Annotated in this window: 19 protein-coding genes and 2 pseudogenes; 9 read left to right on the forward strand and 12 right to left on the reverse strand. The window is 73.8% G+C overall.

Going from position 1 to position 18,112, the window contains the following annotated elements:
• Window positions 1-119 precede the first annotated feature (119 nt).
• Window positions 120-1,196 (reverse strand): succinyl-diaminopimelate desuccinylase, encoded by a 1,077-nt coding sequence (dapE, locus tag ACIBEC_RS06510; protein ID WP_360499962.1) that lies wholly within the window; start codon window positions 1,194-1,196, stop codon window positions 120-122.
• A gap of 144 nt (window positions 1,197-1,340) precedes the next feature.
• On the opposite strand from dapE, the gene ACIBEC_RS06515 reads away from it, so the two are divergent.
• Window positions 1,341-2,399, forward strand: a complete 1,059-nt coding sequence (locus ACIBEC_RS06515; protein WP_360499960.1) for a hypothetical protein — start codon at window positions 1,341-1,343, stop codon at window positions 2,397-2,399.
• Window positions 2,400-2,702: 303 nt separating this feature from the next.
• Window positions 2,703-3,506, forward strand: a complete 804-nt coding sequence (locus ACIBEC_RS06520) for a hypothetical protein (protein WP_360499958.1) — start codon at window positions 2,703-2,705, stop codon at window positions 3,504-3,506.
• Between the two features lie 111 nt (window positions 3,507-3,617).
• Here ACIBEC_RS06520 and dapC read toward each other — a convergent pair whose 3' ends face one another.
• Together dapC and fdxA are read right to left on the reverse strand one after the other, a co-directional pair.
• Complete coding sequence (gene dapC, locus ACIBEC_RS06525) at window positions 3,618-4,766, reverse strand: succinyldiaminopimelate transaminase (RefSeq protein WP_360499956.1); 1,149 nt, start codon at window positions 4,764-4,766, stop codon at window positions 3,618-3,620.
• A 20-nt stretch (window positions 4,767-4,786) separates the two neighbouring features.
• A complete protein-coding gene (fdxA, locus tag ACIBEC_RS06530; protein WP_030061559.1) occupies window positions 4,787-5,113 on the reverse strand; it encodes a ferredoxin in 327 nt (108 codons plus the stop codon).
• A 199-nt stretch (window positions 5,114-5,312) separates the two neighbouring features.
• On the opposite strand from fdxA, the gene ACIBEC_RS06535 reads away from it, so the two are divergent.
• Window positions 5,313-6,257, forward strand: a complete 945-nt coding sequence (locus ACIBEC_RS06535) for a GNAT family N-acetyltransferase (RefSeq protein WP_360499954.1) — start codon at window positions 5,313-5,315, stop codon at window positions 6,255-6,257.
• A gap of 114 nt (window positions 6,258-6,371) precedes the next feature.
• Window positions 6,372-7,244 (forward strand): transglutaminase-like domain-containing protein, encoded by an 873-nt coding sequence (locus ACIBEC_RS06540; protein WP_360499952.1) that lies wholly within the window; start codon window positions 6,372-6,374, stop codon window positions 7,242-7,244.
• A 12-nt stretch (window positions 7,245-7,256) separates the two neighbouring features.
• Here ACIBEC_RS06540 and ACIBEC_RS06545 read toward each other — a convergent pair whose 3' ends face one another.
• Window positions 7,257-7,886 carry a response regulator transcription factor gene (locus ACIBEC_RS06545; RefSeq protein ID WP_360499950.1) on the reverse strand — a complete coding sequence of 210 codons (630 nt, stop codon included), beginning with the start codon at window positions 7,884-7,886 and terminating at the stop codon, window positions 7,257-7,259.
• A 99-nt stretch (window positions 7,887-7,985) separates the two neighbouring features.
• On the opposite strand from ACIBEC_RS06545, the gene ACIBEC_RS06550 reads away from it, so the two are divergent.
• Entirely contained in the window at window positions 7,986-8,486 is a 501-nt protein-coding gene (locus ACIBEC_RS06550) for a GNAT family N-acetyltransferase (protein WP_360499948.1), read from the forward strand.
• 91 nt (window positions 8,487-8,577) lie between these two features.
• Here ACIBEC_RS06550 and ACIBEC_RS06555 read toward each other — a convergent pair whose 3' ends face one another.
• The 4 genes and pseudogenes from ACIBEC_RS06555 to ACIBEC_RS06570 form a co-directional block, all read right to left on the reverse strand.
• The gene (locus tag ACIBEC_RS06555) at window positions 8,578-8,928 is read right to left on the reverse strand and encodes a hypothetical protein (RefSeq protein WP_360499946.1); all 351 of its coding nucleotides are present in this window, start codon (window positions 8,926-8,928) and stop codon (window positions 8,578-8,580) included.
• A 14-nt stretch (window positions 8,929-8,942) separates the two neighbouring features.
• Window positions 8,943-9,263, reverse strand: a complete 321-nt coding sequence (locus tag ACIBEC_RS06560; RefSeq protein ID WP_360500105.1) for a hypothetical protein — start codon at window positions 9,261-9,263, stop codon at window positions 8,943-8,945.
• On the reverse strand, window positions 9,260-9,526 hold the full coding sequence (locus ACIBEC_RS06565; RefSeq protein ID WP_360500103.1) for a hypothetical protein: 267 nt from the start codon (window positions 9,524-9,526) through the stop codon (window positions 9,260-9,262). Before ACIBEC_RS06565 ends, ACIBEC_RS06560 begins: the two co-directional genes overlap by 4 nt.
• Before the next feature lie 142 nt (window positions 9,527-9,668).
• A pseudogene (locus tag ACIBEC_RS06570) lies at window positions 9,669-10,037 on the reverse strand (lipid II flippase MurJ); the annotation flags it as partial.
• Window positions 10,038-10,420: 383 nt separating this feature from the next.
• On the opposite strand from ACIBEC_RS06570, the pseudogene ACIBEC_RS06575 reads away from it, so the two are divergent.
• Window positions 10,421-10,660: pseudogene (locus ACIBEC_RS06575) on the forward strand (ATP-binding protein); the annotation flags it as partial.
• 63 nt (window positions 10,661-10,723) lie between these two features.
• Here the strand turns inward: ACIBEC_RS06575 and ACIBEC_RS06580 are convergent.
• The 4 genes from ACIBEC_RS06580 to ACIBEC_RS06595 all read right to left on the reverse strand — a co-directional run bounded on the left by ACIBEC_RS06580 (window position 10,724) and on the right by ACIBEC_RS06595 (window position 16,068).
• Window positions 10,724-11,980 (reverse strand): histidine kinase, encoded by a 1,257-nt coding sequence (locus tag ACIBEC_RS06580; RefSeq protein ID WP_360499944.1) that lies wholly within the window; start codon window positions 11,978-11,980, stop codon window positions 10,724-10,726.
• Window positions 11,981-11,988: 8 nt separating this feature from the next.
• Window positions 11,989-12,711, reverse strand: a complete 723-nt coding sequence (locus tag ACIBEC_RS06585; RefSeq protein WP_360499942.1) for an ABC transporter permease — start codon at window positions 12,709-12,711, stop codon at window positions 11,989-11,991.
• Complete coding sequence (locus ACIBEC_RS06590) at window positions 12,708-13,727, reverse strand: ABC transporter ATP-binding protein (protein ID WP_360499940.1); 1,020 nt, start codon at window positions 13,725-13,727, stop codon at window positions 12,708-12,710. The genes ACIBEC_RS06585 and ACIBEC_RS06590 overlap by 4 nt, the downstream gene beginning before the upstream one ends.
• A 187-nt stretch (window positions 13,728-13,914) precedes the next feature.
• Window positions 13,915-16,068, reverse strand: a complete 2,154-nt coding sequence (locus ACIBEC_RS06595; RefSeq protein ID WP_360499938.1) for a prolyl oligopeptidase family serine peptidase — start codon at window positions 16,066-16,068, stop codon at window positions 13,915-13,917.
• Between the two features lie 312 nt (window positions 16,069-16,380).
• Here ACIBEC_RS06595 and ACIBEC_RS06600 point away from each other — a divergent pair, with 312 nt between their 5' ends.
• From ACIBEC_RS06600 to ACIBEC_RS06610, 3 genes are read left to right on the forward strand one after another with little or no spacing between them, the layout of a single operon-like run.
• Window positions 16,381-16,575 carry a DUF2304 family protein gene (locus ACIBEC_RS06600; protein WP_360499936.1) on the forward strand — a complete coding sequence of 65 codons (195 nt, stop codon included), beginning with the start codon at window positions 16,381-16,383 and terminating at the stop codon, window positions 16,573-16,575.
• Between the two features lie 31 nt (window positions 16,576-16,606).
• Complete coding sequence (gene mshB / locus ACIBEC_RS06605; RefSeq protein WP_360499934.1) at window positions 16,607-17,512, forward strand: N-acetyl-1-D-myo-inositol-2-amino-2-deoxy-alpha-D-glucopyranoside deacetylase; 906 nt, start codon at window positions 16,607-16,609, stop codon at window positions 17,510-17,512.
• A complete protein-coding gene (locus ACIBEC_RS06610) occupies window positions 17,512-17,970 on the forward strand; it encodes a DUF6113 family protein (protein WP_360499932.1) in 459 nt (152 codons plus the stop codon). The genes mshB and ACIBEC_RS06610 overlap by 1 nt, the downstream gene beginning before the upstream one ends.
• Window positions 17,971-18,112 lie beyond the last annotated feature (142 nt).

Raw genomic sequence — 18,112 nt, forward strand, 5'->3', positions numbered from 1 at the left:
GCCCGCCTTCCCCCGTTTTCAGGCAACGGGGGAAGGTCGGTTGGGCAACCGGAAGGTAGCGTTCGACCGCTGATCGGATCAGCTGCCCGGCGCCGAGGCTCTGCCGGTGAGCGGGGCGCTCAGCTGGTCAGCCAGGCCCGCAGCCGCTCCTCGGTCTCCGCGATGGCGCTCAGCGAGCAGTGCTCCTCCCGCTTGTGCGCGAGGTTCGGGTCGCCGGGGCCGTAGTTGACCGCCGGGACGCCCAGCGCGCTGAACCGAGCGACGTCCGTCCAGCCGAACTTGGCCCGGGCCTGGCCGCCGGTGGCCGCCAGGAAGGCCTGCGCGGCCGGCTGGGAGAGGCCGGGCAGGGCCCCCGGGGCGAAGTCGGTGACGGTCAGCTCGAAGCCGTCGAAGACCTCGCGCACGTGCTTCTCCGCCTCCGCCTCGCTGCGGTCCGGCGCGTAGCGGAAGTTGACCGTGACGACACACTCGTCCGGGATCACGTTGCCGGCCACACCGCCGTCGATCCGGACCGCGTTCAGGCCCTCGCGGTACTCCAGGCCGTCGATCTCCACCCGGCGCGGCCGGTACTGCGCGAGCCGGGTAAGCACCTCGGCGGCGTGGTGGATGGCGTTGTCGCCGAGCCAGCTGCGGGCCGCGTGGGCGCGCACACCGGTCAGCCGGACCTGCGCCCGCAGGGTGCCCTGGCAGCCGCCCTCGACCATGGCGCCGCTGGGCTCCATCAGCACCGCGAAGTCGGCGGCCAGCCAGTCCGGGCGCTCCTTGGCGAGGTGGCCGAGGCCGTTGCGGTGGGCCTCCACCTCCTCGCAGTCGTAGAACACGAAGGTGAGGTCGCGGTTGGGCTCGGGCAGGGTGGCGGCGAGCCGCAGCTGGACGGCCACGCCGGACTTCATGTCCGAGGTGCCGCAGCCGTAGAGCAGGTCGCCCTCGACGTACGACGGCAGGTTGTCGGCGATCGGCACAGTGTCCAGGTGGCCGGCCAGGAGGACCCGCTCGGCACGGCCCAGGTTCGTCCGGGCGACCACGTTGTTGCCGTACCGGTCCACGGTGAGGTACGGGTAGCCGCGCAGGGCGGCCTCCACGGCGTCGGCGAGCGCCTGCTCGTCGCCGCTCACCGAGGGGAAGTCGACGAGCCTGGCGGTCAGCGCGCCGCCGTCGAGAGTGAGGTCCAGGGGCGTCGGGTTCGGGCTGCTCATGGCGCCAGCCTAGTCCGCGCCGGATGTGCCCTCCGTGGTCGTTCCGTGACACGGTTCAACCCTCGTCCGGCAACCGGGGGGCGCCGCACATCCGTCCGAGTGGGTACGGTGTCGGATCAAGAAGCAGGCGCGAGAGGGGCGACGGTGGCCAGGAGAAGGAGCAGCGAGCAGCTGGGCGACGAGACGGCGCCCGCCCGCCGCCGCGGGCCGCTGCGCGCGCTGCTGATGGTGATCGTCGGGCTGCTCGGTCTCGCGCTGGTCGCGGGTCTGGCCGTGGTCGGCATCTGGTGGTTCGGCTTCAAGCCGGGCGAGACCGAGGGCTGCACGGTGAAGACCGCGGCCGGCAACGGCACCCTGGAGCTGCCGCAGGCCGCCAACGCGGCGACGATCGCGGCGGTGGCGCGCTCGCGCGGGCTGCCGGACCGGGCCACCGCGATCTCGTTGGCGACCGCCATGCAGGAGTCCAAGCTGCGCAACCTCGAGGGCGGCGACCGGGACTCGATCGGCCTCTTCCAGCAGCGGCCGTCGATGGGCTGGGGCACCCCGGCGCAGATCGCGGACCCGGTGTACGCGACGAACAAGTTCCTGGACGGCCTGGTCAAGGTCCCCGGTTACACCCGGCTGCCGCTGACCGACGCCGCGCAGGCTGTGCAGAAGAGCGGGTATCCGCAGGCCTACGCCAAGCACGAGACCAAGGCGACCCTGCTCACCTCGGCGCTGGCGGGCCGGGAGCCCGCCTCGTTCTCCTGCATCGTGCACGACTACGCCGCTCCGGACCCGGCGGACTCCCCGTCCCCCACGGCGGGCGCCTCCGCCACCCCGGTCGCGGTGCCGGACCGGGCGCAGGTGCTGTCCGACCGGGTGCGCCGGGAGTTCGGCCGTACCGTCACGCCGGCCACCGGCTACGCCTCGACCATCAAGGGCGCCGAGAACGCGGTGGCGCTGACCCCGGACCCGGCCACCGCCGCGCTGACGTCCTCGTCGGACGCCGGCGCGGACGGCGGGGTGAGCGCCGAGCGGGCCAGCGGCTGGGAGGTGGCCCACTGGGCGGTCGCCCAGGCCCAGCAGCTGGGCATCGCGACGGTCGCCTACGACGGGAAGATCTGGCGCAAGTCCAAGTCGGGGGACGGCTGGCAGCCGCAGCCGTCGGGTACCTCGACCAAGCTCGTCCAGGTCACTCTGGCGCCGTCCGCCAAGGGCTGACGCACTCACGTTCGGGTTGCCGCCAGACGGGTGATTCCGGTCAACTTCGCTGGACCCGCCGCCCGTTCGGCGACCCCTGTTGGAGAACCGTCACTCCCCTTGGCCTGGACCGGTGCAGCGCTGTCGGGCGAGGCCCGGTGTGCGCCACTGCTGCAGTCTTACGATCCGATGGTCGGTCAGGAGCTTTTCTTGCACCGGCCGAAACCTTCTGGCTTCTCAAGCGGTAACAACGTCGTCCGCCCGGTCGTCCACGCCCGGTCCCAGGGGCGGACGGGACGGACCCAGACCCCTTCGAGGAGCCCCATGTCTCACCCCCTCACGCGCCGGATCGCTCAGGCCGCGCTCGTCGTGGCGGCCGGAGCGACCCCGCTGGTCGCGGCCGGCTCCGCGTCCGCCCTGGGCGGGGACGCCCTGCTGCCCAAGAGCGACCTCGCGGCGCCGCTGGGCCAGCTGACCAACACCGACACCGGTTCCACCCTCCAGCACACCACCCACCAGCTCGGCCAGGCCGCCGGCACCACCGGCGCGGCCACCGTCGCCGCCGGCGTACCGGCCTCCGCCGACGCCGCCGGCAGCATCGTCGCCCACCAGCTCCCCGAGGCGAACGAGAAGGCCGGCTCGCTGACCGCGCCGGTCGACCAGACCGCCGCCACCACCGGCCAGCTCTTTGCCGTCACCCCGAAGGTCGCCTCGGCGCTGGCCGGCAAGCTCGGCGAGGCCGTCACCGGCAAGGGCATGGGCACCCGCAGCGCCAACGCGGACGCCGGCCCGGTCGGCGGGCTCGCCCAGGCGGGCGCCGTCGCCCAGGCCCTGCCGGGCGCCGACAAGCTCTCCGGTGCCGTCCCCGGCACCAACGCCGTCACCGACGCCCTGCCGCTGGGCTCGGTGGAGCGCGCGCTGCCGCTCGGCTCGGTCGAGCACGCCCTGCCGGCCGACCTGCCCGGCACCGACGTCCTGGGCCTGGCCGAGCACGGTTCGGCCAACCGCCTCGGCGGCGCCGACCTCGGCCCGAACAACCCGCTGTCCGGCCTGACCGGCGCGCTCGGCCCGGTCGGCGGGCTGCTGAACGGCGTGAACGGCGGCAACATCAGCGGCCTGCCGCTGTAGTCCGCGTGCCGCAGTCGGCATGACGAAGGGGCCGGTGTTCCGCTCGGAACACCGGCCCCTTCGGCGTGCGGCACGCGCCTCGCCCAGCGCACTGTTCTCAGCACGCCGCGTTCAGCGCGCCGCGTTCAGCCGCTCCACGGCCGCGGCGACCCGCTCGTCGGTCGCGGTGAACGCGACCCGGACGAAGCGCTCGCCGGCCGGACCGTAGAAGTCGCCGGGCGCCACCAGGATGCCCAGCCCGGCCAGTTCGGCCACGGTCTCCCAGCACGGACGGTCCTGGGTCGCCCACAGGTAGAGGCTCGCCTCGGAGTGCTCGATCCGGAAGCCGTACGCCTCCAGCGCCGCCCGCAGCGCCGAGCGCCGGGCCGCGTACCGCTCCCGCTGCTCGGCCACGTGCGCGTCGTCCGCAAGCGCGGCGACGGTCGCGGCCTGGACCGGGGCGGGCACGATCATGCCGCCGTGCTTGCGCACCTCCAGCAGCTCCCTGACCACCACTGGGTCGCCCGCGACGAAGGAGGCGCGGTAGCCGGCCAGGTTGGAGCGCTTGGAGAGCGAGTGGACGGCCAGCAGGCCCTCGTGGCCGCCGCCGCACACCTCCGGGTGCAGGACGGAGACCGGCTCGGCCTCCCAGCCCAGCTCGAAGTAGCACTCGTCGCTGACCAGCAGCGCCCGGTGCTCGCGGGCCCACTCGACGGCGCGGCGCAGTTCGTCCGCGTCCAGCACCCGGCCGGTCGGGTTGGACGGCGAGTTCACCCACAGCAGGCGCACCCGGGAGCTGTCCAGCTCGTCCACCGAGTCGTACTCGACCGGCTCGGCGCCGCACAGCCGCGCGCCCACCTCGTACGTCGGGTAGGCCAGGCGCGGGTAGGCGACCTGGTCGCCGGGGCCGAGGCCGAGCTGGGTCGGCAGCCAGGCCACCAGTTCCTTGGATCCGACGGTCGGCAGGACGGCCTGCGGGCCGATCTCGGCGCCGAGGCGGCGGTGCAGCCAGCCGGCGATCGCCTCGCGCAGCTCCAGCGGGCCCCAGACGGTCGGGTAGCCGGGCGTGTCGGTGTGCGCGGCCAGCGCCTTCTGGATCACCTCGGGAACCGGGTCCACCGGGGTGCCGACGGAGAAGTCGCAGAGGCCGCCCGGGTGGGCCAGGGCGGTCGCCTTGTACGGCTCCAGCTTGTCCCAGGGGAAGACCGGCAGGAGTTCCGAAACGCGGCGCGCCGCCCCCGGGTGGCCCGGGAACGGCGCGCGCGTGCTGTCGTTGTTCACAGCTTCGATGCCACCGATCGTCAGTGGTCGGCGTTCTGCGGCGGCAGAGCGGCGATGAACGGGTGGTCGCGCTCGATCAGGCCCAGCTTCGAGGCGCCACCGGGCGAGCCCAGGTCGTCGAAGAACTCGACGTTCGCCTTGTAGTAGTCCTTCCACTCCTCCGGAGTGTCGTCCTCGTAGAAAATCGCCTCGACCGGGCAGACCGGCTCGCATGCGCCACAGTCGACACACTCATCCGGGTGGATGTAGAGCGATCGCTCGCCCTCGTAGATGCAGTCAACCGGGCACTCTTCGATGCACGCCTTGTCCTTCACGTCGACACAAGGCTGCGCGATGACGTAAGTCACGCTGTCGTTCCTCCTCGGAAGGGCCTGGTGGCCCGTTCTGTTCTGCTCGCGTGCGCGGTGAGCGCGGCGTCGTCGATGCCCGCCCCTAGTATCGCGGGTCGGAGACCGCAAATGCACAGGAGGTGGCCACATGGCGACGGGCAACCCGGTTGACGACCGGCCAGAGGTCCGGATAGATCGCTCTGACGTGGGACGACGCGTGTCCGTCCGACGCCTCTCCGAGTTCGTGGACGACCGGCCGGTGTTCCGGGATTCGATCGGCGTGCTCACATCGTGGGACGACCATGGGTTGACGATCGAGCCGCGATCCGGGGATCCGGTCTTCTTGCCGGAGAAGCTGCTGGTCGCAGGCAAGGTCGTGCCGCCGTTTCCCGCCCGGCGCGCTCCGCTGCCGGTCACCTCGCCGGTCGAAGTGCAGCGGATCGCGGGCCGCGGCTGGCCCGCCGTCGAGCAGGAGCCGCTGGGCGAGTGGACGCTGCGCGCCTCGGCCGGGTTCACCCGGCGGGCCAACTCCGTCCAGGCGCTCGGGGACCCGGGGCTGCCGCTGCCGGAGGCCCTGGCAACCGTCCGCGCCTGGTACGCGGACCGCGGGCTGCCCTCGTACGTCGAGGTGATCACCCCGGGGTCGCCGAAGGACCTGCGGGCGGAACTCGACCGGCTGGGCGCCGGGTACGCGCCCACCCTGGTCCGCACCGCCCCGCTCGCCGGGCTCGCCCGCGCGGGCGGCGGGCACGACCGGGTGCGGCTGTCACGGACGGCGGACGACGCGTGGCTGTCGCTGTACCGGCGGGTGGGCGAGGACCCGGCGGTCGAGGAGGCGGCGCGGCAGGTGCTGCACGGCGGACCGTCGCTCTGGTTCGCCACCGTGCCGGGGGCGCCCGGGCAGCCGCCGCTGGCGATCGGACGCTGCGTCATCGAGGGGCCCTGGGCCTGCTTCGGCGCGATCGAGGTGCAGCCGTACGCGCGGCGGGCCGGGCTGGCGACGGCGGTCATGGCGGTGCTCGCCTCGCGGGCGGCCGAGGAGGGCGCGAGCGGCGGATACCTGCAGGTCGAGGCGGAGAACGCGGGGGCGATCGCGCTCTATGACGGACTCGGCTTCACGACCAGTCACACTTACCACTACGCCCTTCTTCCCCAGGGGTAGCCGAACCGCCGTTCGTCCCGTTCGCGGCCTGCCCGCCCCGGTCGTTTTGCCCGCCACTCGTTTTGCCCGCCAGTCGCCTTGTCCGTCCGCCGTACGAAAGCCGTCGCCGTCACCGTGACCGAGCAGAGCAGAGACCGCTTCCGGACCGCCGCCCGCTCCGAGCAGCCCGACCCCGTGCTGCTCTGCCTGCTCGCCGCCGCCGAACACGGCCCGGCGCTCGACCCGGGCGATCCCGGCGAGCCGCCGGGCGTGGACGCCCTGCTCGCCGCCTGCGAAGCCGCGCTGGAACGGCACGCGGGCGCCGTCCGGCTGGCCGTCGCCGAGCGCGCGCCCGCCGGGCCGGAGGAGACCGCCGCCCTGCTCGCGGCCGTCCTCGCCGGGCGGGAGCGCTTCCACGGGCAGCAGGCGGACTACCGGCGGCTGGAGTCCTCGCTGCTGCCCGAGGTGCTGCGGCGGCGGCGCGGACTGCCGATCATGCTCTCGCTGGTGTGGATGGCGGTCGGGCGGCGGGCCGGGCTCACCGTCCACGGCATCGCGCTGCCGGGCCACTTCATCGTCGCCGTCGGCGGGCCGGCCGGCGGCGAGGAGTACATCCTGGCCGACCCGTTCCACGGCGGGCGGCTGCTCGACCCCGCGGACGTCGAGGACCTGGTCGCCGCCGCGGGGCACGAGTTCACGCCCACCCTGCTCACCCCGGCCCAGCCGCTGGACATCGTGCTGCGCGTGCTCGGCAACATCCGGGCCTGGGCCGCCGACCGCCCCGAGCATGCCCGGACCCAGCTCTGGGCCACCGAGCTCGCCCTGCTGCTGCCCCGCCACCCCGCCCAGCTCCGGCTGGAGCGGGCCGAACTCCTCGTCCGCACCGGGGACTTCCTCGGCGGCTCGGCGGAGATGGACGCGTACGCGCAGATCCTGGACGCCTTCGACCCGGACGGGGCCGCCAAGGTCCGGCAGGACGCGCGGGCGGCGCGGCACCGGCTCAACTGAGCCCTCCGCCGGTTACAGCCAGCCCTTCTCGCGGGCGATCCGGACCGCCTCGGTGCGGTTGCGGGCCTCGGTCTTCTGGATCGCCATCGACAGGTAGTTGCGGACCGTTCCCTCCGACAGGTGCAGCCGCTTGGCGATGTCCGCGTTCACCGCGCCGTCGGCGGCCGCCCCCAGGACGTCCCGCTCGCGCGCGGTCAGCGGGTTGGCGCCCTCGGCCAGCGCGGCCGCCGCCAGCGCCGGGTCGATCACCCGCTCGCCGCGCAGCACCCGGCGGATCGCCTCGGCCAGTTCGGAGGCGGGCGCGTCCTTCACCAGGAACGCGTCGGCGCCCGACTCCATCGCCCGGCGCAGGTAGCCGGGGCGGCCGAAGGTCGTCGCGATGACCACCTTGGTGCGCGGTGCCCGCCTGCTCAGCTCGGCGGCCGCCTCGATGCCCGTCATGCCAGGCATCTCGATGTCCAGCACGGCGACCTGCACCTCGTTCGCCAGCACCGCCGCCACCACCTCGTCCCCGCGCCCGACCTGCGCGACGACGTCGATGTCCCCCTCCAGTCCGAGCAGCGCGGCCAGCGCCTCCCGGACCATCCCCTGATCCTCGGCGAGCAGCACGCGGATCGAGGCCCCGTTGTCAGTGTCGTTCATGGCCATGACCTTAGAGGGCGAGTCGAGCCGCCCGTGGGGGCAGAGCTGCGGGAGGTATTCCGGTGGTTCACCGCGTCCCCGTGGGACCACACTGTCCGGATGCCGACCCTGGAACTCCTCCGCCCCGACCACGCCGAGGCCCTGCTGGCCTTCGAACGCACCAACCGCGCCTACTTCGCCCGCACCGTCCCGGACCGCGGTGACGCCTACTTCGCCGAGTTCCCCGCCCGCCTCGCCGCGCTCCTCGCCGAACAGGCCGAGGGCACCTGCCGGTTCCACGTCGTCCGGGACGCGGACGGGGACCTCATCGGCCGCGTCAACCTGCTGGACCTCGTCGACGGCTCGGCCGAACTCGGCTACCGCATCGCCGAATCCGCCGCCGGCCGCGGCCTCGCCTCCGCCGTCGTCGCCGAGGTCTGCCGCCTCGCCGCCACCTCGTACGGCCTGACCGGCCTGACCGCCGCCACCACGGTCGACAACCCGGCCTCGCAGGCCGTCCTCGCCCGCAACGGCTTCCGGTTCGTGGACGAGGTCCTGCTCGGCGACCGCCCCGGGCTGTCCTACCGCCGCAGCCTGGCCGACCTGAGCCCGGCGGAGTAGCCGGAGCGGGAAGTCGGCCCGGCCGACTTCCCGCTCCTTCCGGCTCCTGCAACGGCTGCAGCGACGGCTGCGGGTGCAGGTGCGGTGCGGGTCAGAGCCAGCGCTGGGCGGCCTCGACGCTGTCGGCGCCGCTGGTGTTGAAGGCGATGGCGGCGTGCGGGGCGTGGCGGCGGACGAGGTTGACGACGAGTTCGAAGAAGGGGAGGGCCGGTTCGGGCTTGCGGATGCCGCCGCCGATGACGACGACGTCCCATCCGTGCCCGTCGAGCGCGGCGACGATCGCGGGCTCGGCGGTCGCGTCGGGGGCGACCAGGGTCATCGCGGCGTCGATGCCGTGGTCGGCGAAGCGGGCGAGTTCGGCGTCGAGGACGGCCCGCAGGGCGTCGCCGTCCATGCCGGGGACGGTGTGCGGGTCGAAGCCGAGGATGAGGACAGAGGACATGCCCGACAGGACGATCAGCTCGGGTCCGAAGGTTCCCCGAGGAGGTAGCGGGCGGCGTCGGCGAGGGTGAGCTTGGGGTCGCTCCAGGAGCAGACCTCCAGCCAGGAGAGCCGGCCGTCCTCGGCGAAGAGGAGCACCTCGCCGTCGGAGCCGATGGCCGCCTCGGCCACCACCTCCGAGCGGGCGCCGTCCTCGACACCGGCGAAGAGGGCGGTGCTGCAACCGCATCGGCAGCGGGACTCGACGCGCAGGTGGGGAACTTGGGCGCGCAGGGGGTGGCCCTCGGGGAGGAGGCCGTCGAGGGTACGGACGATGTCATCGGGAAGCTGGGTCATGAGCGGCGCAACCGTTCGGTGAGAGCGGACAGTTCTTCGATGCGGAGGAGACGGGCGAGGAGGAGGTAGACGACGGCGAGGACGGCGCCGGCGGCCGGCAGGCCGTAGCGGGTGGCCCACCAGGCGGCGGCCGCGGCCGGGAGGGCGGCGGCGAGCAGCTTGGCGTGCGTGCCCAGCACGCGCAGCGGGCCGAGGCGCCTGCGCAGCAGCGGGTAGGCGGCCAGGACGGTGAGCAGGAAGGAGCCGCCGTAGCAGCCGGCCATCCCGGTGACGGCCCAGCGCAGCGGCAGCAGCCGGTGGCAGAGCAGGGCACCGAGCGCGGTCGCGGCGACGGGCAGCAGGTTGAGCAGGAAGGGCGTGCGGCACCACGGACACCGTGACCACGCCGTGCGGCACGATCCACAGCAGGTACGCGCTGCTGTACGCCGTGTACCCGACGCCGGGCAGCCCGGCCGCGGCGGCCGGCGAGCCGACGAGCGTGTAGAGCCGGGTCACCACCCAGTAGCCGACCTGGTCGCCGAGCACCAGCAGCAGCGTCCAACCGGCAGCCCGCAGCGGCTCGCCGAGCCCGGCCTCGCGCCAGTCCCAGCGCGGCGGCAGCCGCACCCCGGCGGCCCGCAGACAGGGCAGCAGCAGCAGGCTCTGCGCGACCACGCCCGCCGTCGTACCGGCGCCCAGCACGGCCAAGTCGGCGTCGGAGAAGGACCGTTGTCCGACATAGGCGCCGAAGACCCCGATCACGACCAGGTTGTTGAGCACCGGCGCCCACGCCATCGGCGCGAACCGCTGCCGCTCGACCGCCCAGCAGCAGCGTTTCGTCGCGGACGCCTCGCACGAGCTGCGCAGCCCGATCGCGGGCCCTGCACACCAACCTCGACGTCTCGCTGGCCCACCCCGAGCACACCGACTGGCCGGCCGCCACCCGGGAGGCACTCACCTCGGTCGAGCGCCTCCAACAGCTCACCGAGGACCTGCTGTTCCTGGCCCGGGGCACCCACCCGGCGACGGCCGGCCGGCTCACCACCGTCGACCTGTCCGCCGTGCTGCGCGAACTCGCCGACCAGTACCGCCCGGTCCTCGGCGCCCGGCTCGTCCTGCGGGTGGACGCGCCCGACCCGGTGCTGGTGCGCGGCAGCCGGATCCGGCTGCACCGGCTGGTGCGCAACCTGCTGGACAACGCCCAGCGGCACGCGGCCGGCGAGGTGGCGATGTCCGCGCGGCAGACCGCGCACCGCTGCATCCTTGACGTCCGGGACGACGGCCCGGGCGTGCCGCCGGAGGACCGCGAACGGATCTTCGAGCCGTTCACCCGGCTCGACGAGGCCCGCAGCCGGGACGCCGGCGGCAGCGGCCTGGGCCTGGCCATCGCCGCGGACGTCGCCACCCGGCACGGCGGCACCCTGCGCGTCGCCCACGCCCCGCGCGGCGCCCGCTTCGTACTGGAGCTGCCGCCCGCCCAGCTAGCCGGCCGTCGACGACTCGGGCGCGGCGGACATCGTCCGCAGCGGCACCGAGGCGCGCAGCCGGAAGCCCTTCCCGCGCTCCCCCGCCCCGGCCTCCAGCCGCCCGCCGACCAGGGCCAGCCGCTCCTCCAGCCCGGACAGCCCGTTCCCCGGCTGGGACTTGCCCGTCCCGTGACCGTCGTCGGCGATCTCCAGGACGGCGTAGCGCTCGCCGCTCGCCTCCCAGCTCTCGTCCCCCGTCACGGTGCAGACGGTGGCGCCCTCGCCGTGCCGGATGATGTTGGTGACGGCCTCGCGCAGCGCCCAGGCCAGCGCGCCCGCCTCCTCGTTGGCCAGCCCCGGCCAGCTGTCCACCAGCTCCGGCGCGGCCTCCAGCCGGACCTGGGCGGCGGCCAGCGCGGTACGGGCGGCGGCGAGTTCGACCGGCAGGGTCGGACGGCGGAAGCCGGTCACCGCCTCCCGGACGTCGATCAGCGACTGCCGGGCGACCTGCTCGATGTCGGCGACCTGTGCCCGCGCCGCCTCGTCCTTGCCGGCGTCCATGAACCGCCCGGCCAGCTCGCTCTTCAGGGTGATCAGCGAGAGCGAGTGCCCGAGCAGGTCGTGCAGGTCGCGGGCGAGCCGCAGCCGCTCCTCGGAGGCGGCCAGGTGCGCGACGGCGGCCCGGGCCTCGCGCAGCTCCTTCATGGTGGCGACCAGCCGCTGCAGGCCGGTCATCGCGACGCCGGAGAGGAACCCGCTGAGCGCGAAGGTGGCGATGTTGTCCGTACTCGCGTGGATGAGCAGGCCGACGGCGGCGATCAGCGCCGCCATGGCGGCCAGGGCGCGCAGCGCGTACCGCGCCGGTGTGATGACCGCGACGCACACCGAGGTGTAGATGAACAGGGTCAGGAAGGCTTCGCCGAGCACGACGGCGCACGCGATCGCGAGCACCACCATCACCGCGACGACCACCCGGCAGGCGCGCGGCCACATTCCCCCGGTCGAGCGGAAGATCACCAGCAGGACATAGCCGGCCACGAAGAACGCCAGGCAGCTCCAGCCGAGCACCCGCGCGGCCGTGTCGTGCTCGCCGTTCACCAGCCGGCTCACCGGGTAGGCCAGGTAGACCATCCACAGCAGCATCCAGGCGACCTTGACCAGCAGCTGCCGCCGGCTCTCCACCGGGGAGCCGGGGACGTTCATGAACGACGCACGCGCCACACCCACCTCCGGCCGCTCGTCGGGGCGGGGGGTCTGACGCGGGTCGCTCATGTCGATCATCATGCCTGGCGGGTGTCGCGGCGGTACAGGGCCGCCGCGGCGACGACGAACACCACGAGGAAGCCGGCCAGCCCGGCGACCGCGACGGCGTCCAGGGACTGCCCCGGCCGGGTGAAGGTGGCCAGGTGGTTGTACAGGTACACCGGATTGAACCGGGCGAACTTCTCCAGCGAGCCGCTCACCGGGAACCAGGTGCCGCCGAGCAGCGCCATCGCCATGTAGGTGATCATCACGATCGGCTGCACCGCGTCCGGCGCCGCCGCGTACCCGAGCGCAACACCGAGCGCCGCGAAGACGAAGCTGCCCAGCCACAGCGCGGCGCCCAGCCCGATCCACTGCGGCACGGTGAGCGAGACGCCCTGGGCGACGCCGACCGCGAAGACCACCAGGATCGCCGGCAGCGTGGTCACCGAGCTCGCGGCGATCTTGCCGACGGTGTACGCCCGGCCGGGCAGGGCGGTCAGCCGCAGCTGGCGGGTCCAGCCGCTCTTGCGCTCCAGCGAGATCCGCTGCGCGCTGCCGGTCAGCACCGCGCCGACCGCGCCGAAGGTGGCCATCGAGACCATGAAGTAGGTCTTCACCGGCAGCCCGCCGGCCTGGTCGGCGGCGCCGTAGGCGTGGATGAAGAAGATGTACATCAGCGCCGGGTAGACGACGGTGAAGAACAGGTACCGCCGGTTGCGGAGGGTCCGCAGGATCTCCAGCTTGATCAGGGTGGTCATCGCACGGTCTCCTTCTCGGCGTCGTGAGCGGCGTCGGGGGCGGCGTCGTGAGCGCCGTCGGGGGCGCCGTCACCGGCGGTGTCGTTGGCCGCGTCCTCGCGGTCCAGCTCGCCGGTGATGGTCAGGAAGGCCTGCTCCAGGCCCACGCCGGTGACCTCCAGCCCGCGCGGGTACAGGCCCGCCCGGTAGAGCCCGGCGACGCTCGCGTCGGCGTCCGCGGTGCGGATCCGCACCGTCCGCACCCCGGGGATCCGGGCGGTGACGTCCAGCGCCCGCACCCCCGGCAGGGCACGCAGCAGGCCTTCGTCGAACTGCCCGTCGCCGTCGTGGAGTTCGAAGGCGATCCGGCGGGCGCCGGCTCGCGCCTTGATCTCCGCGGAGCTGCCGTCGGCGATCAGCCGGCCCCGGTGCAGCACCAGGACGCGGTCGGCGATCGAGTCGGCCTCCTCCAGGTAGTGGGTGGCGAACAGCACCGTGCGCCCGGCGTCGGCCTGCGCCCGCATGCTCGCCCAGAACGACTGCCGGACGCTGACGTCCATGCCGGTGGTGGGCTCGTCCAGCACGATCAGGTCGTTGTCGCCCGCGATCGCCAGGGCGAAGCGGACCCGCTGCTCCTGGCCTCCGGACAGCTTGTCGACCCGGCGCTCCGCCAGTTCCGTGACCCCCGCGTCGGCCAGCACCCCCGCGACCGACCGACCGCGGGGGTGTACGTCACAGGCGAGCTGGACCAGCTCGCGCACCTTGACGTCGGACATCAGCCCGCCGCTCTGCAGCATCGCGCCGACCCGGCCGGTCTCGATCGCCGCCCGTGGGGTGCCGCCGAAGAGCGTCACGCTGCCCTGGTCGGGCTCGCGCAGTCCCAGCAGCAGGTCCAGGCTGGTGGACTTCCCGGCGCCGTTCGGGCCGAGCAGGGCGACGGTCTCGCCCGGCCGCAGCACGAGGTCCAGCCCGTCCACGGCGCGTACTCGCCCGTAGCTCTTGCGCACGCCGCGGAAGGCGGCCACCTCGGTGTCCATCGCCCGGCTCCTCTTCCCTGATGGTGTCGCGTCCGGTGCTGTTCGCACCACCTCAGAGTCCCGCGCGGGCGGGTGCCGGCGGCAGTGTCCGCCGTCGTGCCTTCGGCATGACGGATGTCATGCCGGCGGCCGGTACCCCCGTCAGGGGCACCGGCCGCGGAAAGGGCAGGTCAGGGGCTTTCTCGGCTCACGCCCCCAGCGCGCGCTTCACGAAGTCGACCTGGAGCAGCAGCAGGTTCTCCGCGACCTCCTCCTGCGGGGTCATGTGCGTGACGCCGGACAGCGGCAGCACGGTGTGCGGGCGCCCGGCGGCGAGCAGCGCCGAGGAGAGCCGCAGGGTGTGCGCGGCCACCACGTTGTCGTCGGCCAGCCCGTGGATGATCATCAGCGGGCGCTCCAGCCCGGCCGCGTACCCGCTCAGCGAGTTGGCGGCGTACACCTCGGGCCGCTCGGCCGGGTCGCCCAGGTAGCGCTCGGTGTAGTGCGTGTCGTAGAGCTCCCAGTCGGTCACCGGGGCGCCGGACACCGCCGCGTGGAAGACGTCCGGGCGGCGCAGTACGGCGAGCGCGGAGAGGTAGCCGCCGTACGACCAGCCGCGGATGGCGACCCGGCCGAGGTCCAGCGGGAACTCCTCGGCGAGCGCCTGCAGCGCCTCCACCTGGTCGTCCAGGGTGGCCCCGGCGAAGTCGGAGGCGATCGCCTTCTCCCAGGCCGGCCCGCGCCCGGGGGTGCCGCGCCCGTCGGCGACGACCACCGCGAAGCCCTGGTCGGCGAACCACTGCGAGTTGAGGTGCGGGTTGTGCGCCTGGACGACGCGCTGGCCGTGCGGTCCGCCGTACGGGTCCATCAGGACGGGCAGCAGGCCGTCGCGCTCGCGGTCGTAGCCGGTGGGCAGGAAGACGGCGGCCGGGATGCGGCGCTCGCCGGCGAAGCGGAAGACCGGGCGGGCGGTGATGACCGGGGTCTCGGCGTAGGAGGCGATGGTGGCGACGTCGTCGACCACCACGCCCTCGGGCAGGTCGCGGGCGACCTGGACCAGGGTGCCGGGCAGGTCGGGCTCGGCGGTGGCCCGCACGGTGATCCCGCCGCCGTGCACGGCGCTGGTGACGGAGGTGAACGGCCGCCCGTTGGAGGACTCCCAGCCGAGCCGCTTGCCGTCGTGGCTGATCCGGCCGACGGCGATCCAGCCGGGCTCGGGGTCGGCCTCGGTGGCGCCACCGGAGGCGGTGAAGATCACCTCGTCCTCGGTGACCGCGACCACCGACCGCAGGTGCAGGTCGGCCCCGGTGACGGCCTGGTCGCCGACCACCAGCGCCCGGACCCCTCCCTCGTCGGAGATCCGCACCAGCTTGCCGTCCGGGGTCCACGCCGGGACACCCCGGAACAGCTCCAGCCAGGCCTCGTCCTCCTCCTCGTGCAGCACCTCGGTGGTGCCGGTGGCCACGTCCAGGCCGAGGATCCGCTGACTGCGCTGGTCGCGGGACTGCACCTGCAGCAGCGGCACGCCGCCCTTCGACCAGTGCACCCGGCCGAGGTACGGGAAGGCCGTACGGTCCCAGACCACCTCGGTGCGTCCGCCGTGCAGGTCGAACACCCAGAGGCCGACCTCGGCGTTGGCGGTGCCAGCCGCCGGGTAGGCGACCTCGGCGGGCTCGCGGTCCGGGTTGGCCGGGTCGGCGATCCACCAGCGGCGCACCGGGCCGTCGTCGGCGCGCTCGACCAGCAGCCGGTCGCCCTCCGGGGACCACCAGAAGCCGCGGTCGCGGTCCATCTCCTCCTGGGCGATGAACTCGGCCTGCCCCCAGGTGACGTTCGGGCCGTCCGGCTCGGCGAGCACCCGGTCGCCGCTGCCGTCGGTCCGGGTCAGCCGCAGCTCACCGACGGTGTTGGCGTACGCGACGTAGGCGCCGTCCGGGGACGGCCGCGGGTCCAGCAGCGGGCCGCGGGCGGGCAGTTCGGCGGTGGTGCCGGCGGCCAGGTCGGCGGTGAAGAGGCGGCCGGAGAGGGCGAAGGCGGCCAGCCCGCCGGCCGCGTCCAGGGCGTAGCCGACGACACCGGCCGAGCTCTCGCGGCTGCGCTCGCGGCGGGCCTTCTCGGCCGGCGACAGGTCCTCCTCGCCGCCGCCGAGCAGGACCGCCGGGTCGGCGGCGATCCGCTCCTCGCCGGTGGCGGTGTCGAGGGTCCAGAGCAGGTTGGCCCGGTCGCTGCCGGAGCGGGAGCGGAGGAAGACGACCCGCGAGCCGTCCGGTGCGACGGAGAAGGAGCGGGGCGCGCCGACGGTGTAGCGCAGGGTCCGCGCGTACTGCCGGGGGAAGGTGTCCGCAGGGGTGTGGGAGGTCATGGCACCAGACCCTACGACGCCGAACTGCCGCTGTCGGGAGGCTGGTGATCACTCGTTCGGAGCATCGTCGCGAAGTACGCCCCAAAGAGGCGGATACCCCCTCCGACCGGCCCATGCGCCCCGTGAGTGCCACAGTGCCCCGGCGCGCGAGGCCTCACTGAATGTAATGCTCCCCTTACTCATCGGGTATGACTTGTCAGGCGCGTGATCGTCGGCCCCGTCCCGGGCCCCGGCCACCCGCAGCCCCAGTCCCGCACCGTCCCATCGCGCCCTCCCCCGGGGTGGCGCGCCCGAGAAGGGGTGTGAGCCGACATGGCCATGAACATCTCCGCAGCCGTGCTGATGCTGGTCATCGTGGTGGTCCTGATCCGCCGCTCCGGCCTGAAGCTGGGGCACGCGATCGTCTGCGGGCTCCTCGGCTTCTACCTGGCCTCCAGCTCGATCGCCCCGTCGATCAGCCAGGTCACCAGCAACCTCGCCGGGATGATCAACGGCCTGAAGCTCTGACCCCCGCGAGCCGGTGGTTAGGCTTCCTCCCATGACCGCGACTACCGGCCGCCGACTCCTCCTGGTGCACGCGCACCCCGACGACGAGTCGATCGGCAACGGCGCCACCATGGCCCGGTACGCCGCCGAGGGCGCCCGGGTCACGCTGGTGACCTGCACCCTCGGCGAGGGCGGCGAGGTGATCCCCCCGGAGCTGGCCCACCTGACGGCCGATCGGGACGACACTCTCGGCGCGTACCGGATCGGCGAGCTGACCGAGGCGATGCGCGCCTTGGGCGTCACCGACGCCCGCTTCCTCGGCGGCCCGGGCCGTTACCGCGACTCCGGGATGATGGGCGTGCCCGACAACGACGCGCCCGGCTGCTTCTGGCGCGCGGACGTGGACGAGGCGGCCGGCCACCTGGTCGCGGTGATCCGCGAGGTGCGGCCGCAGGTGCTGGTCACGTACGACGAGAACGGCGGCTACGGGCACCCGGACCACATCCAGGCGCACCGGGTCGCGATGCGCGCGTACGAGCTGGCCGCCGACCCGGCGTACCGCCCCGAACTGGGCCCGGCCTGGCGGATCGCCAAGGTGTACTGGAACCGGATGCCCCGTTCGGTGATCGAGGCCGGGCTCGCGGAGACCGCCGCGAAGTCGTCCTTCCCGGGCGTGTCCCAGCCGTCCGACGTCCCCGGCGTGGTCGCCGACGAGGCGGTCACCACGGCGCTGGACGGCGCCGCGTACGCCGGGCGCAAGGCGGCGGCGATGGCCGCGCACGCCACCCAGATCACCGTGGACGGCGCCTTCTTCGCGCTCTCCAACAACCTCGGCCAGCCCCTGCTCGCCACCGAGTACTACCAGTTGGTGCACGGCCAGGCCGGGCCCGGCGATCCGGAGGACGACCTGTTCGCGGGCCTCGACGACGACCCCGCGAGCGCCGGGGAGGACATGTGATGAGCAAGCCCGCCGCCCGGCCGCCGCGCCGCTCGATCCCGGCGACCGTCCTCGGCACCCGCGACGAGCGGCTGGCCGAGCCTCAACCCCCGCGCGCCGCCCGGATCGCGGCCTATGTCCTGTTCTTCCTGCTGGGCATCGCGGTGTCGATCTGCGGATCCTTTGTGCAGGCCCTGTGGCCGCCCGTGGGAGTCCTCCTCGCCCTCGCCGCGACCGCCGCCACCTTCTACGGCGGCCTGCGGATCACCGGTACCCGGCTCGGCGCGGGCGCGCCCGCGGCCGGCTGGTTCCTGGCGATGCTGCTGCTGATCGTGCCCCGGCCGGAGGGCGACAACGTCCTTTGGTCCAACGCCACCTCGCTGGCCTGGCTGTTCGCCGGCTCGGTACTGGGCGTGATCTGCGCCACCCTGCCCACCCGCACCAGCTGGTTCCCCGGGGTGCCCGGCCCGCCGCGCTGACCCCGGACGAGCGCGGCGTACCGGACCGCGTACGACGCGCAGTCAGGAGTACCCGGCCTTACTCTCATACCGGAGGAACCGGACGTATCAGGATCTGTCCGAAGCCGTTCACCGCTCAGTTCTTCCCAGTATGGTGGTCCCG

The organism is Kitasatospora sp. NPDC051164 (genome assembly GCF_044455625.1).
Taxonomy (GTDB): domain Bacteria; phylum Actinomycetota; class Actinomycetes; order Streptomycetales; family Streptomycetaceae; genus Kitasatospora.

What these genes read in the sequence shown, in the direction of transcription:
- ACIBEC_RS06595 (WP_360499938.1), bottom strand. Translation starts at nt 16,068, where the DNA reads ATGACCTCCCACACCCCTGCGGACACCTTCCCCCGGCAGTACGCGCGG.
- ACIBEC_RS06580 (WP_360499944.1), bottom strand. Translation starts at nt 11,980, where the DNA reads ATGAGCGACCCGCGTCAGACCCCCCGCCCCGACGAGCGGCCGGAGGTG.
- ACIBEC_RS06520 (WP_360499958.1), top strand. Translation starts at nt 2,703, where the DNA reads ATGTCTCACCCCCTCACGCGCCGGATCGCTCAGGCCGCGCTCGTCGTG.
- mshB (WP_360499934.1), top strand. Translation starts at nt 16,607, where the DNA reads ATGACCGCGACTACCGGCCGCCGACTCCTCCTGGTGCACGCGCACCCC.
- ACIBEC_RS06555 (WP_360499946.1), bottom strand. Translation starts at nt 8,928, where the DNA reads ATGTCCTCTGTCCTCATCCTCGGCTTCGACCCGCACACCGTCCCCGGC.
- ACIBEC_RS06550 (WP_360499948.1), top strand. Translation starts at nt 7,986, where the DNA reads ATGCCGACCCTGGAACTCCTCCGCCCCGACCACGCCGAGGCCCTGCTG.
- ACIBEC_RS06585 (WP_360499942.1), bottom strand. Translation starts at nt 12,711, where the DNA reads ATGACCACCCTGATCAAGCTGGAGATCCTGCGGACCCTCCGCAACCGG.
- ACIBEC_RS06600 (WP_360499936.1), top strand. Translation starts at nt 16,381, where the DNA reads ATGGCCATGAACATCTCCGCAGCCGTGCTGATGCTGGTCATCGTGGTG.
- ACIBEC_RS06610 (WP_360499932.1), top strand. Translation starts at nt 17,512, where the DNA reads ATGAGCAAGCCCGCCGCCCGGCCGCCGCGCCGCTCGATCCCGGCGACC.
- ACIBEC_RS06590 (WP_360499940.1), bottom strand. Translation starts at nt 13,727, where the DNA reads ATGGACACCGAGGTGGCCGCCTTCCGCGGCGTGCGCAAGAGCTACGGG.
- ACIBEC_RS06545 (WP_360499950.1), bottom strand. Translation starts at nt 7,886, where the DNA reads ATGAACGACACTGACAACGGGGCCTCGATCCGCGTGCTGCTCGCCGAG.
- dapE (WP_360499962.1), bottom strand. Translation starts at nt 1,196, where the DNA reads ATGAGCAGCCCGAACCCGACGCCCCTGGACCTCACTCTCGACGGCGGC.
- ACIBEC_RS06565 (WP_360500103.1), bottom strand. Translation starts at nt 9,526, where the DNA reads ATGGCCGGCTGCTACGGCGGCTCCTTCCTGCTCACCGTCCTGGCCGCC.
- ACIBEC_RS06560 (WP_360500105.1), bottom strand. Translation starts at nt 9,263, where the DNA reads ATGACCCAGCTTCCCGATGACATCGTCCGTACCCTCGACGGCCTCCTC.